Here is a 13,371-nt window from a genome sequence, read left to right as displayed (position 1 = left end):
ATATTTGCCATCGCTAAGTCAAAATAGCGGCAGGCTGGGGAGATACTCAAGCGGCCAACGAGGGCAGACTGTAAATCTGCTGTGAAAACTTCGCAGGTTCGAATCCTGCTCTCCCCACAAAAAAAGCATCAATATCTTGATGCTTTTTTTTATTCCACCTTTTTATTTTTTTTATTGTAATAGAAAACTAATAGTAACATTAGCCATTACATCAATTTCACCAATAGCTAAAGTTTCATTAGGAGTTGCCATTTCTAAACTTTTTGCCATTACATTTCTATACATAGGCTGAGGAAAACTAGATTGAGTCGTATCTGAAATTAAAATGGCTTTACCTATTTTTTGTCCTAAAACAACTACATAGTCCTCAGCTTTCATTTTAGCATCTAAAACAGCCTTTTTTCTCGCTTCTGTTTCATATTGTTTCAATTTAGAACTCTTAAACTCTACTCCTTGTATTTGATTAATTCCACTATTTACTAAATCCACCATCAAAGCTTCATACTTTGATAAATCTTTTAAATGAATTGAAATAGTTTGACTCGCAACATAGTTGTTCTTTTTAGTCTGATAATCATAGTTTTTATACAACGAAATTCGCTGTGATTGAAAATCTGAAACTGGAATTCCGTTTTTCTTAATTGTTTTAATTACTTGATCTACCGTCTCGTCATTTTTCTTTTTTACCTCAGTAGCATCCTGTCCTGTATACTCTACACCAACAGTAATTATCGCTTCATCTGGAGTCACTTTAATCTTTCCTTCACCTGAAACGGTAACTTGTGCTATTGAATTAATATTGTTTTGTTGTGCTTGATTCATAATCGTTGTAAGTACTACTACTAATGTTAAAATTGTTCTTTTCATGGTTTTTAAAATTTTTATTATAGTTCAAATCAAAATACGTGCCAAATCAAAGTTTATTTGTTTTATGCATATAAAATAAAACTACAATAGGTATCGTTAATAAAACAACCATTTTAGTATTAGATTCAAACAATGAAGGTTGCCTTATTAAAGTTATTAAATAACCTCCTATTGCTCCTCCAAAATGAGCTGTATGTCCAATATTATCTCTCTTAGCTTTCATTCCATAAATTGAATACAACAAATAACCTATTCCAAAAATATATCCTGGAATTGGAATTGGAATAAAGAAAAAATACAAACTCAAATCTGGATACAATAAAATTGAACTATAAATAATTCCTGTTACAGCACCAGAAGCACCAATAGCCCTGTAAGAATAATCGTTCTTATGCATATATAAAGTAAGTAAACTTCCTGCAATCATACTTCCTAAATAAATATACAAAAAATAAATATTACCTAAATAATCCAAAACTATTGGAGCAAAAAAATACAAGGTAAACATATTAAAAAGTAAATGCATAAAATCTAAGTGAAGAAAACCAGAAGTAATCATTCTAATTTGTTCTCCTGATCTAATTCTACCAATATGAAACTCATATTTTCTAAAAAAATCATTATCATTAAATCCTTTGTAGCTAACTAATGCTGTTATTCCAATTACAGCTATTAAAAGTATATCCATTAATTTTTTATTTTTTTGTAAATTTAATAATACTTTGGGTATTTCCTTATTATTTTAAAAAAGTATATTTGTAAAAAAAATAATATGCAATTAATCGTATATCTTTTATTATATCCCATTCTATTCCTAATATCTATTTTACCATTCCGTTTACTTTACATTTTTTCTGATTTTGTTTGTTTTTTGGTATATAGAATTATTGGTTACAGAAAAAAAACAGTGAGAGAAAACATAGCAATGGCATTACCTCATTTATCATTCGAAGAGAGAAAACAAATTGAGAAGAAATTTTATTCACATATGTGTGATATGTTTTTAGAAATGATAAAAACTATGACTATATCAAGATCAGAAATTGAAAAACATTATAAATTCACAAACTTAGACGTAATATTAGATCTAGAAAAAAAAGGAAAAAGTATTGCTTTGCTTTGCGGACATTATGCAAGTTATGAATGGGTTATTTCAATGAACTACTACATCACTTTTAACGGATATGGGATTTATAAAAAAATAGCTAATAAGTATTTTGACAAACTAGTTCATGACATACGTTCGAAATTCAAAGCAATTTTAATCACAACCAAAGAAACTATTTCCATAGCCGAGCAAAATCATAGAGAGGGAATTTTAGGAATTTGGGGCTTTGCTAGTGATCAATCACCCAAGTCTTCTTTAAAATCGCATTGGTTTACTTTCATGGGTATTGAAACACCTATACATGTAGGAGCTGAACTTTTAGCTAAACGACTGGATATGAATGTAGTTTTTTTAAAAACAAAAAAAATAAAACGAGGATATTACGAGGGTACCATAGAAATAATGACAGAAGATGCTAAATCTGTACCTAATTATGAAATATCTGAAGCATTTATTAAAAAAATAGAAGAACAAATTTACGAAGCTCCAGAATATTACTTATGGACTCACAAACGCTGGAAACATAAAAAAAATAAAAAATAATGAAACTCGTATTTGCTTCAAATAATAAAAATAAAATAGCAGAAATTCAACAAATGCTTCCCAATACTATTTCTATTTTGAGTTTAGAAGACATTGGTTGCTATGAAGATATTCCCGAGACCGCTTCTACAATTGAAGGAAATGCTATTTTAAAAGCCAATTATGTAACAGAAAAATTTGGATACAATTGTTTTGCTGATGACACTGGATTAGAAGTAAATGCTTTAAATGGTGACCCTGGAGTTTATTCTGCTCGTTATGCAGGAGAACAAAAAAATGCTGATGACAATATGAAGAAATTACTAGAAGGTCTTGAAAATTCATCCAATAGAAAAGCTAATTTCAAAACAGTTATAGCGTTAAATATAAATAACAATCAACATCTTTTTACAGGAATTGCTGAAGGTATAATCACAAAAGAAAAAACTGGCAATCAAGGTTTTGGTTATGATCCTATATTCCAACCAAATGGATTAGATAAAACCTTCGCTCAACTAAGTATGAAAGAGAAAAGCACTTATAGTCATAGAGCAAAAGCAATTAATCAACTTATCCTTTTTTTAGAAAAGCATTCCCAGTAGGCAAACTCCAATTAAACTTAAACGCTATCATTCGAATACTAATAATAAAACTACTAGTAGCCAAATACAATACATCTTGATTCACATTTAATTCTTGCAATATAAAAAACAAAATCCCTCCCAAAATACATAAGGTAGCATAAATTTCTTTACGAAATAAGACTGGAATTTCATTACAAAGTATATCTCGAATTACACCTCCAAAAGTAGCCGTTAAAGTACCTAATACAACACAAATTACTGGATGTAATTGATATTCAATCCCTTTTTCAATTCCAATCAATGTAAAAACACCAAAACCAATTGTATCAAATAAAAATAAGGAAATCCTTAACTTTTCTAAATATTTATTAAACAGAATCGAAAGTAAAAAACCTATAAAAATTATCCCAATATATTTCAAGTCCAGCATCCATCCTACTGGTGCATTTCCAATCAAAATATCTCTCAAGGTTCCTCCACCTAAAGCGGTAACAAAAGCAATGCAATACACTCCAAATAAATCTAGTTTTTTATAAATAGCAGTTAAAGCTCCAGATATTGCAAACACTAATGTTCCAATTATATCAATAAATTCAATCATATACTATTTTCTGACAAAAATACCCAATAAATAACATTTAAAATTAATATTTCTATATTGTAAGTCAATTTTTATTCTCAATACCCTTAATTAAAAACGCAATCATTTGTAAATCAATTACAAACAAATTAGTTTATCCGATTAATTAAAGCTACCTTTGCACCCAATTTAAAATATTTTATGAATAAATTTGAACAATTAGGTCTAAACGAATCGCTTCTGCTCGCGATCAAGGACCTTGGATTTGAAAGTCCATCGGAAGTACAGGAAAAAGCGATTCCCCTATTATTGGAAAAAGACACCGACATTGTAGCATTAGCCCAAACTGGAACGGGTAAAACTGCTGCATTTGGTTTTCCACTTATTCAAAAAATTAATCCTGAAAACAGAGATACTCAGGCATTAATTTTATCGCCTACAAGAGAGTTATGTCTTCAAATTACAAATGAGATTAAACTATACTCTAAATACATTAAAGGGTTAAATACTGTCGCTATTTATGGTGGTGCTAGTATTACTGAACAGGCTAGTCACATAAGAAGAGGCGCACAAATTATTGTTGCAACTCCAGGGAGAATGCAAGACATGATTAACCGTAATATGGTTAATATTAAAAACATCAACTATTGTATATTAGATGAAGCTGATGAAATGTTAAACATGGGATTCTATGAAGACATTACAGCAATTTTATCAGATACACCAAAAGAAAAAAGCACTTGGTTATTCTCTGCAACAATGCCTCAAGAAGTGGCTCGTATTGCTAAGGATTTCATGAGAAAACCATTAGAGATTACTGTTGGTCATAAAAATTCTGGGAACGAAAATGTTTCTCACGAATTTTATCTAGTAAGTGCTCGTGATCGTTATGCTGCATTAAAACGTTTAGCTGATGCAAATCCAGATATCTTTTCTGTAATCTTTTGTAGAACAAAAAGAGACACGCAAGCTGTAGCTGAAAAATTAATCGAAGATGGTTATAGTGCAGCTGCACTACACGGAGATTTATCTCAAGCCCAACGTGACGGAGTAATGAAGTCATTCCGTGGTAGACAAATTCAAATGCTTGTTGCTACAGATGTAGCTGCTCGTGGAATTGATGTTGATGATATTACACACGTTATCAATTATCAATTACCAGATGAAGTTGAAACATATACACACCGTTCTGGTAGAACTGGTCGTGCAGGAAAATCTGGTACTTCATTAGTTATTATCACTAAAAGTGAATTGCGTAAAATTTCTCAGATTGAACGTATCATTAAAATGAAATTTGAAGAAAAACCAATTCCATCTGGAATTGAAATTTGTCAAATTCAATTATTCCATTTAGCAAATAGAATTAAAGATGTAGAAGTAGATCATGAAATTGATGCTTACTTACCTGCAATAGAAGAAGTTTTAAAAGACATACCTAAAGAAGAATTAATTAAGAAAATGGTTTCTGTAGAGTTTAACCGTTTCATTAATTACTATAAAAAATCTAGTGATTTATCTTCAGATGGTGGAACAAGAAGAGAGTCTGGAACAATTCCAACAGATGGAGCTGTACGTTTCTTCATAAACATTGGTTCTAGAGATAATTTCGATTGGATGACATTAAAAGATTTCTTAAAAGAAACTTTAGACCTAGGTCGTGATGATGTATTCAAAGTAGACGTAAAAGAAGGATTCTCTTTCTTTAATACAGATGCTTCATTAGCACCAAAAGTGATGGAAGTTTTAAATGCATTTAGCCTACAAGGTAGAAAAATAAATGTTGAAATTTCTAAAAACGAAGGTGGTGGTGGAAACTCTAGAAGAAGAGACCACAATGGTCGTGGTGGAGAAAGACGCTCAGGAGGCGGTGGAGGATTTAGAGGTGAAAGAAGTTCTAGAGACGGACGCTCAGGAGGCAAAGATAGAAGATCTGGTGGCGATCGTAAATTTGAAGTTAGAAAATCTGGTGATGGTGAAAGAAGAGGAAGAAGAAACGAAGGTGGTGATTCTAATGGATTCTTTGACAAAGCAAAACGATCTAGAAGAAGTTAACAAACATATTCGTTAATTTTCTTATAAATTAATTAAAAGACTGTAAAATATCTCTTTTTGATTCGTATTTTTGAATCAATATTTAACACATGAGATATTTTACAGTCTTTTTATTTATACTCTTGACCCATTCTGCAATAGGTCAAACAGATACTTTAGTAACAAAAATTCAAGGAACTGTTGTTCATAGTCAAACCAAATTGCCTATGAATAATGTTCACGTTATCAATACTACTAAAGTTAGAGGAACTATTACTGATGGTAATGGATTTTTTGAGTTAGCCGCTAAAGCAAATGATACGCTCCTTTTTTCTTACCTAGGCTTTGAAACAATTAAAGTAAAAGTAACTAATGACTGGATAAAAAATAAAACCTCAAAAATTTCGCTTACAGAAAAAGCATATGCCTTGGAAGAAGTCATTATTTCAAAATACAATTTAACAGGTTATGTAGAGGTAGACACTAAGCTTATACCCGTAAGTGAAAGCGATTACCGATATAGTATTTCTGGCTTAGATGCTGGCTATGAAGCTGGTAGCAAATCTCCAAGTGCAGTAACAAAAGTATTAGGTGCTATTTTTAATCCAGCTGATTTCTTATACAACGCTTTTGGTAAACGACCAAAACAAATGCGTAAGCTAAAAGAAATGAAAAAAGATGACACCATAAGAGAGTTACTTGCTACTAAATTTGACAGAGAAACTTTAGCTGCTCTTTTAGAAATTGATAAAGACGATATTCCACTAATTCTTCAAAACTGTAATTACTCACAGTATTTTATTAAGTCTGCCAATGATTTACAGATTCTAGAGGCCATTAGTTCTTGTTATGAAGAATATAAAATTTTGAAGAAAAACAAATGATTTACTTATTAATAGATATCAATAAAAATCAATACGATTTGTATTGATTTTTTTTATAAGTATACCTTGTCCTGAAATAGTTATACACAATGTAATTAGAAGTGAAAGTAAAATAATTAGTAAATCTGAGATCAATAAACGGATTTATTACTACAAATTAAAAGAAGTAAAGCAATCTAATACTTTAAAAGTAATTCTATTGGTTTACCTTTCATCAAATCATCTTTTGATGAAGGGACAAGGAGCTGTAATATAGTCGGTGCAATTTGATTACTGTACAATTGTTCTTTGTTCGTTACCTCTCCTAATGTTTCAATTCCATTACCAAAAACCACTAACCAAACTTCATCAGATCCTTTTATTTCTGAACCATGGTCTCTCCAATGATCCAATGGTAATGTACCTCGTCCATGATCTGTTGAAATAATAAAAATAGTATTGTCTTTATAAAAAGAATCCTCTTGAGTAAATTTCCATAATTCCTGAATTAAACCATCACTATTATGAGCAGAATTTAAATAAGCCTGATAATTACCATCATGAGCAAAATCATCTGTTTCACCGTAAGAAATGAAAACTAATTCTGGATGTTCTTTTTTCATGTACTCTAAGGCATAATTAGAAGTAAAAGCATCAAATCGAACAGCTTCCCATGGTGAAGGAATCTTAGGCTGTAATTCATTTAAAAAGACTTCTCTTGAAGAAAGCTTTCCTTCTTTAGCTAGCTCAAATCCCGCATTTACAGGTATCCCTGAACGTAATTCGTTGATAATAAAAGGAAAAACATCCCAACTACCAAAGGCAGCAACCTTGCCTTTATATTTTGAAAGCTTATTTATTTTTTCTAAAACCGTAACATTTGGATTATTTAATTTATCATTACTATTGATGTGTTTGTCATCAGCAGCACCAGTCAAAATCTCGTTGTAACCTGGATAAGAGAACCACATCGTATTGGTTAGGTTCACATTACTACCTTGATTTCTATTTCCGTGCAATTGTCCCATTTTAGCCACTTCATTCCAGAAAAAAGGCATCAGAGCAATTCTTCTCTCTACAGCTATATTTCTCCAAAATTTTTCTTTTAGCCCAATAGTATCTTCTACATATTTTTTATCTGAAATAAGTAGGCTATCTGCACCAGAGAACAATTCCTGCCAGCGAAAACCATCTAAAGTAATTAAAACTATTTTTGGATTTTTCACGGCTTTTTTTTGTTGTGCAACAGTTCCAAAATAGCTAAAAACACATAACATTAGTACAGTTAATTTCTTCATTTTATTTGTTCTTTAATATTAAATTATTTTTAATTTAAAAAAGAAAGTTCATTTAAACTTTTCTATTTCAATTCTCAAACCACTCTTAGCAGTAACTCTTTACTACTATCCTCCTTTTTATCAAACTCTCGAGAATCCTTCTCGGTTAGTTTAATTGGATTTCTCATCGATTGTCTATAAACCTTACTAACAGCTGCGCACGATTCTTTATAATTGTAGATACAAATACTAAGTTTATCTAAAAGCTTTTGGTATTCCTTATATTGGGGCTCAATTCTTTCTTCTAGCTTTAATAGTTTTCTAGTTTCGCGTTCGCTTTCTTCCATGCGTTTAGGCATATTTTTAATCGTTTTTCCTTTTTGACATGTTCTTGTCTTGTTATTCCTTTCATACTTTTCACACGCTGTTGTAAAGACTTTATAATTATCAACTTAATTCCATAGAAACTAAACTTCATAAGTTAAAATTTTAGGTCTTCCAAAAACAAAATTGAGTTTAAAATAAGAGACGAATCTTACTCTATGGTTAAAACCCGTTTCCCAATAATATTTAAACCAGTCAAGGAGTCGATTGCTTTAATTTGAACTAAATATGTTTTTTTAGGTAAATTTTCTGGAATTCCAAAACGCCACAAATGTGTACTTACAGTTTTAGGATTTGGCATGGCACTACTATTTTGACAACTAAAACGTCCTAATTCCTGAAGCCTATATAATTGTTTTAATTTAGGAGCAATCCCATCATATTTATACATCTTTTTCCAATGCTCTCCATCAAAACTTATCTGTACATCGGTATCATTTTTAGCGGCAAATACATTAGCGTAAACATAAGGCTCGTTTAAGTCATTCAAGACTTTATCCCATTCATTTATTTCTGGAACTGTAATATCCATCTGAAAGTCTGGTGACCTTCCAGAGACTTTATATGTTAATTTGTTGTTTTTTGTTTGCAAATACCAATATACTTTTGGGGTTCCATCATACATATAAGCAAAGGGAATATTTTCACTATCGTGTGGTCCTTGCCACCAAGAGCCACACACAGCACCTGCTACAATTTCTCTAACATCTTGGAGACCTTCTCTTGGAAAACTTTTTTGATATTGAGTATGCGTATGACCTGTAGCTACAAGAACATTATTATAGTCTTTAAATAATTTTATCAATTGTTCCGTATCTTCCATTTCTTCGGCAGGAATGTGCATAAATACATAAAGGGTATTGTGCTTTGTTTTCATAATTTTCAAAATCTGACTCAAAAATAGATACTGGTCTTCGTCGATCTTTCCAACATAATTTTTATCTTCTTTTGGATAAATATTATTTAAAACTAAATAAAGTGATTTACCATATTCAAAAGCATAATAGGAAGGTCCGAAAAAATTTTGATAATCGGTAGCTCTCCCATTTAAAGTATTAGCTTGATAATTTTGGTCATGATTTCCCATAACATTAAAAATAGGTGCCCCAATTAAGCCCAAACTTGAAGATAAAGGTTTAAACATATCATGATTATCAAAAGTTAAATCACCCAAGGGCACTATAAAATCTATTTTTTTTCCTGCTAATTCTTCCGTCACCAATTTATTAACATGATGAACATCATCTATAACATTAACCTGAGGGTCACCTAAAAGAACGATGTTTAAATCCTCTGGTTCATTATGTTTTACTAATGGAAAATCATAAGATGTCTTTTTATCATCAGTATTGGAGTAAAAAAACTGAGGTCTATTTTCTTTTAGAGGAGATAAATATTGAGCTGGTTTCACAATAAATATGCAATTTCCCTTTATGTTCTTTATTTCATAAATTCCCTCTTTATTACTAAGAACGACATCTCTACCATTGGAAACCAAAATAGCAGATAAACCTTGCTCTCCAATATCCCATTTTTGATTATTATTGGCATCTACAAAAATTTTACCTCTCACTGTATTTTTCGGCTGTGCAGTACATAAAAAATTGATTGCTAGAGTAAAAAACAATAAATAGTTCATAATCGTTATTATTTTGAAAGTTTTAAAATCGAAAGTATTTTATGAAAGACCTCATTGTTTTCGTAAACACCTGCGAATTCATCTGAATGTGGTCCATAGGCAAAAATAGGAACTAGTGTACCTGTATGATCTTGAGTAGTAAAACCACCTTCTATTTGATGTTTCTTTAGATCTCCTTGAGGAATGCTAAACCCAGAGGTTTCATGATCTGCTGTAATGATGACTAAAGTACCTTCATTAGCATCGGCAAATTTAATTGCTTCGGTTACTGCTTTATCAAAATCGATACCTTCACTTACAATTCCGCTAACCTTGTTCATGTGACCATAACTATCAATTTGCGCTCCTTCAACCATTAAAAAGAAAGGTTGTTCTTTTGCTTTAAAATAGATCAAACTATTTGCTGTTACCTCGGCTAAAAGATTTGCTCTTCCTTCTAAAACTCCTAGCACAGCTTTATCTGACATAAAAAATCCTATTTTGTTACTTTTAGATTCACTAATCATTTTTGGTGAATCTAAGATTTCAAAATTCCCAAAATCTTTAAATTGATTTTTACCGCCTCCAATAAATAGGTTAAGATTACTTTTTAATAAATCTTGTGCTATTTTGTACTCTTCACCCCTATCTTTTTGATGTGCATAAAAAGCAGCAGGTGTTGCTCCAGTAACATCATCCGTAGTAATTATTCCTGTTTTAAAATGATTTTTTTGAGCTATTTCTGTAATATTTATTAATGGATTGCCATAAGTATCAACACCAATAGCTCTGTTGTATGTTTTCTGTCCAGTTGCTAATGCAGTTCCTGCTGCTGCTGAATCAGTTGTAAAATCGTCTGCTGATTGGGTTTTTATAAAACCTATACTCTTTAATTGAGTAATAGTTAATGAACCTTTATTGGCTAATGTTGCAGAAGAAAGTTGTGTCAAACCATTCCCATCTCCAATAAGTAAAATAACATTTTTAACTGGTTTTGACTTTTGATCATACTGAAATGAAGGAGTATATACTTCTGAAAATACTTGATTAGTATAAACTCTTTGAGGTAAACTTTTTACATAATTAATACAAGCAAAAGGATGGTCGGTGCATATAAAATCTACTCCTAAGTCTACAAAACATTTCCAAGCGGTTTTTGAATCAGGTGTGCCCCAAAAACGAAATAACATCTTATTTGAAAAACGAAAGGGTTTTTTATAACTGTGAGCCGTTTTAATAACAGCTATAATTTTTTCTTTTTCTTCTTTTATTAATCGTCCTTTGCCGTTCCAAGAGGAAAATTGTGCAAAATCTAAACTTATAAGAGCTACTTTTTCCCATGCCTCGTCAGATATAGGATCTAAACTTTGATAGTCGAATGTAATGTATTCTGGATAATTTTTATAGTCGTCTGGCTTAGGTCTATTCCCTGAAATAATAAAACCTATTTTATTGTTTTTAATTAAATCTGGATATTTTTTTAATATTTCAATAATCTTATCCAACGTTTTATAAGCTTCGGATTTTACATCAATAAGCAATTGAATATTTTGATTGTCTCCTAGCTTTAATGAAACCACTTTTTGCAAAGGTTCTAAATACAAATTTTCTATAGTACGACCTTCAATAATATCGGCCTTGCTGTGCGTTGCGTAAAGTGTATTGTTTTTTAAAAACACATCCACTTCTATAGAGTTAGCTCCAGCAGAAAACGCATTCCAAAAAGGAACTGCTTGACTGTAATCGTTATGAGAATGCACATAGGTTGTGTTTTGAGAAACGACTAAGTTAGCAAATAAAAAAAATAAAAAAACGTTATAAACTTTTGACATGATTTTAAAGAAAGATTAAATCTAAGTAGTTAAAGGGAGCCACAAATAGCTCCCTTAAAAAAAACTAACACTCTGAGAAAAAAATTACCAATTTTTATTTTGAGGTATTCCTGATGAATTGATTACATCATTAGGAATAGGCCATACATTCATATAAGAAGGATCAAAATTTCTTGCAGGCCATACTTCTTCTATAGTATAAGGTGAATTAGGATTTGAACGATCTGAATGAATTCTACCATGTAAAGGTTGGCTATATGCACTTTGCGCATCTCCCCAACGAACCAAATCAAAATGTCTATCTGCAAATTCTCCTGCTAATTCTACTCGTCTTTCATGTTTTAAATCGGTCATCGTTGCATTTGTTTTTGGTGCTAAACCAACTCTAGTTCTAACCAAATTTAAAGGTGTATCACCATTCTGTCCTTGCATAATTAATGCTTCTGCTTTTATTAATAAAACCTCAGCATAACGTAATATAGGCACATTATATGTTGTAGTAGGTGAATCTCCATTAGAATTTACATCTTTACCAATACAATCTTCTTCAGCATATTCATACATGTACTTATTGAATTGAAAACCAGACAATGAATTAATAGACTGATATTCTTTAGTTACTCCAAAATAAGGAAACTCATCACCAAATTTAAGAATAGTAACCTCTCTTCTAGGATCTCCATTTTCAAATTCTTCATATAATTCTTCAGTTGGTTGGTAATATCCCCAACCATTATAAAGTCCCCAACCTTTATTTTCTAACATAACTCCAGGTAATTTACTTCCTGCTTGGATACCAGAATCAACTCCCCAAATATATTCACTACTCCAATTGCTTAAATTACTGTGTAATTTTCTATAATCTTCGTAAGGATTATTATTTCCTACTTTAAATAAAGATCTACTAGAACCTGAATTAGTAACTGCATCACAGGCTAAAACAGCATCAGCATATTTTGAACTATCGTATTGTGCCCAATATAAATATGTTTTTGCAATGTAAGCTAATGCAGCATCTTTATTAGCACGACCTTTATCTTCATCTGCATACTGAGTAACAAGTGGTAATAAATCAGCTGCTTTATTTAAATCTTCAATAATTTGCTTATAATTCTCAACTACGCTAGCTGGTCTTGTAAAACTACCTCCAGGATCGTTCATATTTTCAACCGTAATAATAGGAATACCTCCACTTTTATCATCTCCATAATGATAAGCAAGCCAATGGTAATGAAAAGCTCTCATAAAATAAGCTTCTCCTAAAATTCTATTTTTAACATTCTGATCAAAATCCATAGATGGTACTTTTAATAAAATATCATTAGCTCTGCGTATGATTTTAAAACTTTGCGGATACATCCATTTTAAACCACTTTCATTTCCGTCTAAAATAAAGTTTTTAGTATTATCAGCATAAGCTTTTATACGTCCTGTAATCATGTCGTCAGAAGCATTAATATACCACATAAAACCTCTACTAAACATATCTTCATCTAGCATATAATAGTACAAACCATTAGAGGCTTTAACTGCATCTTCTTGTGTTTTCCAAAAATTACCATAAGAAGAACTACCTATTGGCTCTAAATCAGTAAAATCATCATTACAAGAACTTATAGATATGCAAGTAATTACTAGAATTATAAGTATACTTGCACTTTTAAAAATATTTTTTGCTTTCATTTTTTTATGATTTTAATATTAT

The 13,371-nt window shown here is 31.0% G+C and carries 12 protein-coding genes and 1 tRNA gene; 5 read left to right on the top strand and 8 right to left on the bottom strand.

Going from position 1 to position 13,371, the window contains the following annotated elements:
* The first annotated feature begins 36 nt into the window (after positions 1–36).
* Positions 37–117, top strand: a tRNA-Tyr gene (locus FIA58_RS04285).
* Positions 118–171: 54 nt separating this feature from the next.
* Here FIA58_RS04285 and FIA58_RS04280 read toward each other — a convergent pair.
* Positions 172–867, bottom strand: coding sequence for an SIMPL domain-containing protein (locus FIA58_RS04280; protein ID WP_140960413.1), 696 nt, complete (start codon positions 865–867; stop codon positions 172–174).
* A gap of 46 nt (positions 868–913) precedes the next feature.
* Complete coding sequence (locus FIA58_RS04275) at positions 914–1,555, bottom strand: rhomboid family intramembrane serine protease (RefSeq protein ID WP_140960411.1); 642 nt, start codon at positions 1,553–1,555, stop codon at positions 914–916.
* A gap of 84 nt (positions 1,556–1,639) precedes the next feature.
* On the opposite strand from FIA58_RS04275, the gene FIA58_RS04270 reads away from it, so the two are divergent.
* Both FIA58_RS04270 and FIA58_RS04265 read left to right on the top strand, forming a co-directional pair.
* The gene (locus tag FIA58_RS04270) at positions 1,640–2,518 is read left to right on the top strand and encodes a lysophospholipid acyltransferase family protein (RefSeq protein WP_140960409.1); all 879 of its coding nucleotides are present in this window, start codon (positions 1,640–1,642) and stop codon (positions 2,516–2,518) included.
* Complete coding sequence (locus tag FIA58_RS04265; protein WP_140960407.1) at positions 2,518–3,099, top strand: non-canonical purine NTP diphosphatase; 582 nt, start codon at positions 2,518–2,520, stop codon at positions 3,097–3,099. The genes FIA58_RS04270 and FIA58_RS04265 overlap by 1 nt, the downstream gene beginning before the upstream one ends.
* Here the strand turns inward: FIA58_RS04265 and FIA58_RS04260 are convergent.
* Complete coding sequence (locus tag FIA58_RS04260; protein ID WP_140960405.1) at positions 3,068–3,682, bottom strand: trimeric intracellular cation channel family protein; 615 nt, start codon at positions 3,680–3,682, stop codon at positions 3,068–3,070. The genes FIA58_RS04265 and FIA58_RS04260 overlap by 32 nt on opposite strands.
* Before the next feature lie 180 nt (positions 3,683–3,862).
* On the opposite strand from FIA58_RS04260, the gene FIA58_RS04255 reads away from it, so the two are divergent.
* Positions 3,863–5,713 (top strand): DEAD/DEAH box helicase, encoded by a 1,851-nt coding sequence (locus tag FIA58_RS04255; protein ID WP_140960403.1) that lies wholly within the window; start codon positions 3,863–3,865, stop codon positions 5,711–5,713.
* An 89-nt stretch (positions 5,714–5,802) separates the two neighbouring features.
* Positions 5,803–6,576 (top strand): carboxypeptidase-like regulatory domain-containing protein, encoded by a 774-nt coding sequence (locus FIA58_RS04250; protein WP_140960401.1) that lies wholly within the window; start codon positions 5,803–5,805, stop codon positions 6,574–6,576.
* 176 nt (positions 6,577–6,752) lie between these two features.
* Here the strand turns inward: FIA58_RS04250 and FIA58_RS04245 are convergent, their stop codons facing one another.
* From FIA58_RS04245 to FIA58_RS04225, 5 genes are all read right to left on the bottom strand, one after another.
* The gene (locus FIA58_RS04245; protein WP_140960399.1) at positions 6,753–7,853 is read right to left on the bottom strand and encodes a sulfatase-like hydrolase/transferase; all 1,101 of its coding nucleotides are present in this window, start codon (positions 7,851–7,853) and stop codon (positions 6,753–6,755) included.
* A gap of 74 nt (positions 7,854–7,927) precedes the next feature.
* The gene (locus FIA58_RS04240) at positions 7,928–8,191 is read right to left on the bottom strand and encodes a hypothetical protein (protein WP_140960397.1); all 264 of its coding nucleotides are present in this window, start codon (positions 8,189–8,191) and stop codon (positions 7,928–7,930) included.
* A gap of 176 nt (positions 8,192–8,367) precedes the next feature.
* Complete coding sequence (locus FIA58_RS04235; RefSeq protein WP_140960395.1) at positions 8,368–9,855, bottom strand: calcineurin-like phosphoesterase C-terminal domain-containing protein; 1,488 nt, start codon at positions 9,853–9,855, stop codon at positions 8,368–8,370.
* Between the two features lie 8 nt (positions 9,856–9,863).
* Positions 9,864–11,666 (bottom strand): alkaline phosphatase, encoded by a 1,803-nt coding sequence (locus tag FIA58_RS04230; protein ID WP_140960393.1) that lies wholly within the window; start codon positions 11,664–11,666, stop codon positions 9,864–9,866.
* An 84-nt stretch (positions 11,667–11,750) separates the two neighbouring features.
* Entirely contained in the window at positions 11,751–13,349 is a 1,599-nt protein-coding gene (locus tag FIA58_RS04225) for a RagB/SusD family nutrient uptake outer membrane protein (protein ID WP_140960391.1), read from the bottom strand.
* Positions 13,350–13,371: the final 22 nt, after the last annotated feature.

The organism is Flavobacterium jejuense, from assembly GCF_006491595.2.
Classification (GTDB): Bacteria; Bacteroidota; Bacteroidia; order Flavobacteriales; family Flavobacteriaceae; genus Flavobacterium; species Flavobacterium jejuense.
Note: the sequence above shows the minus strand (reverse complement) of the source record. Positions and strands in the feature narration are given on the sequence as shown.

Bases quoted from the DNA above. Each gene is read 5' to 3' on its own strand.
- FIA58_RS04280 (WP_140960413.1), bottom strand. From the start codon at position 867: ATGAAAAGAACAATTTTAACATTAGTAGTAGTACTTACAACGATTATG.
- FIA58_RS04275 (WP_140960411.1), bottom strand. From the start codon at position 1,555: ATGGATATACTTTTAATAGCTGTAATTGGAATAACAGCATTAGTTAGC.
- FIA58_RS04270 (WP_140960409.1), top strand. From the start codon at position 1,640: ATGCAATTAATCGTATATCTTTTATTATATCCCATTCTATTCCTAATA.
- FIA58_RS04265 (WP_140960407.1), top strand. From the start codon at position 2,518: ATGAAACTCGTATTTGCTTCAAATAATAAAAATAAAATAGCAGAAATT.
- FIA58_RS04260 (WP_140960405.1), bottom strand. From the start codon at position 3,682: ATGATTGAATTTATTGATATAATTGGAACATTAGTGTTTGCAATATCT.
- FIA58_RS04255 (WP_140960403.1), top strand. From the start codon at position 3,863: ATGAATAAATTTGAACAATTAGGTCTAAACGAATCGCTTCTGCTCGCG.
- FIA58_RS04250 (WP_140960401.1), top strand. From the start codon at position 5,803: ATGAGATATTTTACAGTCTTTTTATTTATACTCTTGACCCATTCTGCA.
- FIA58_RS04245 (WP_140960399.1), bottom strand. From the start codon at position 7,853: ATGAAGAAATTAACTGTACTAATGTTATGTGTTTTTAGCTATTTTGGA.
- FIA58_RS04240 (WP_140960397.1), bottom strand. From the start codon at position 8,191: ATGCCTAAACGCATGGAAGAAAGCGAACGCGAAACTAGAAAACTATTA.
- FIA58_RS04235 (WP_140960395.1), bottom strand. From the start codon at position 9,855: ATGAACTATTTATTGTTTTTTACTCTAGCAATCAATTTTTTATGTACT.
- FIA58_RS04230 (WP_140960393.1), bottom strand. From the start codon at position 11,666: ATGTCAAAAGTTTATAACGTTTTTTTATTTTTTTTATTTGCTAACTTA.
- FIA58_RS04225 (WP_140960391.1), bottom strand. From the start codon at position 13,349: ATGAAAGCAAAAAATATTTTTAAAAGTGCAAGTATACTTATAATTCTA.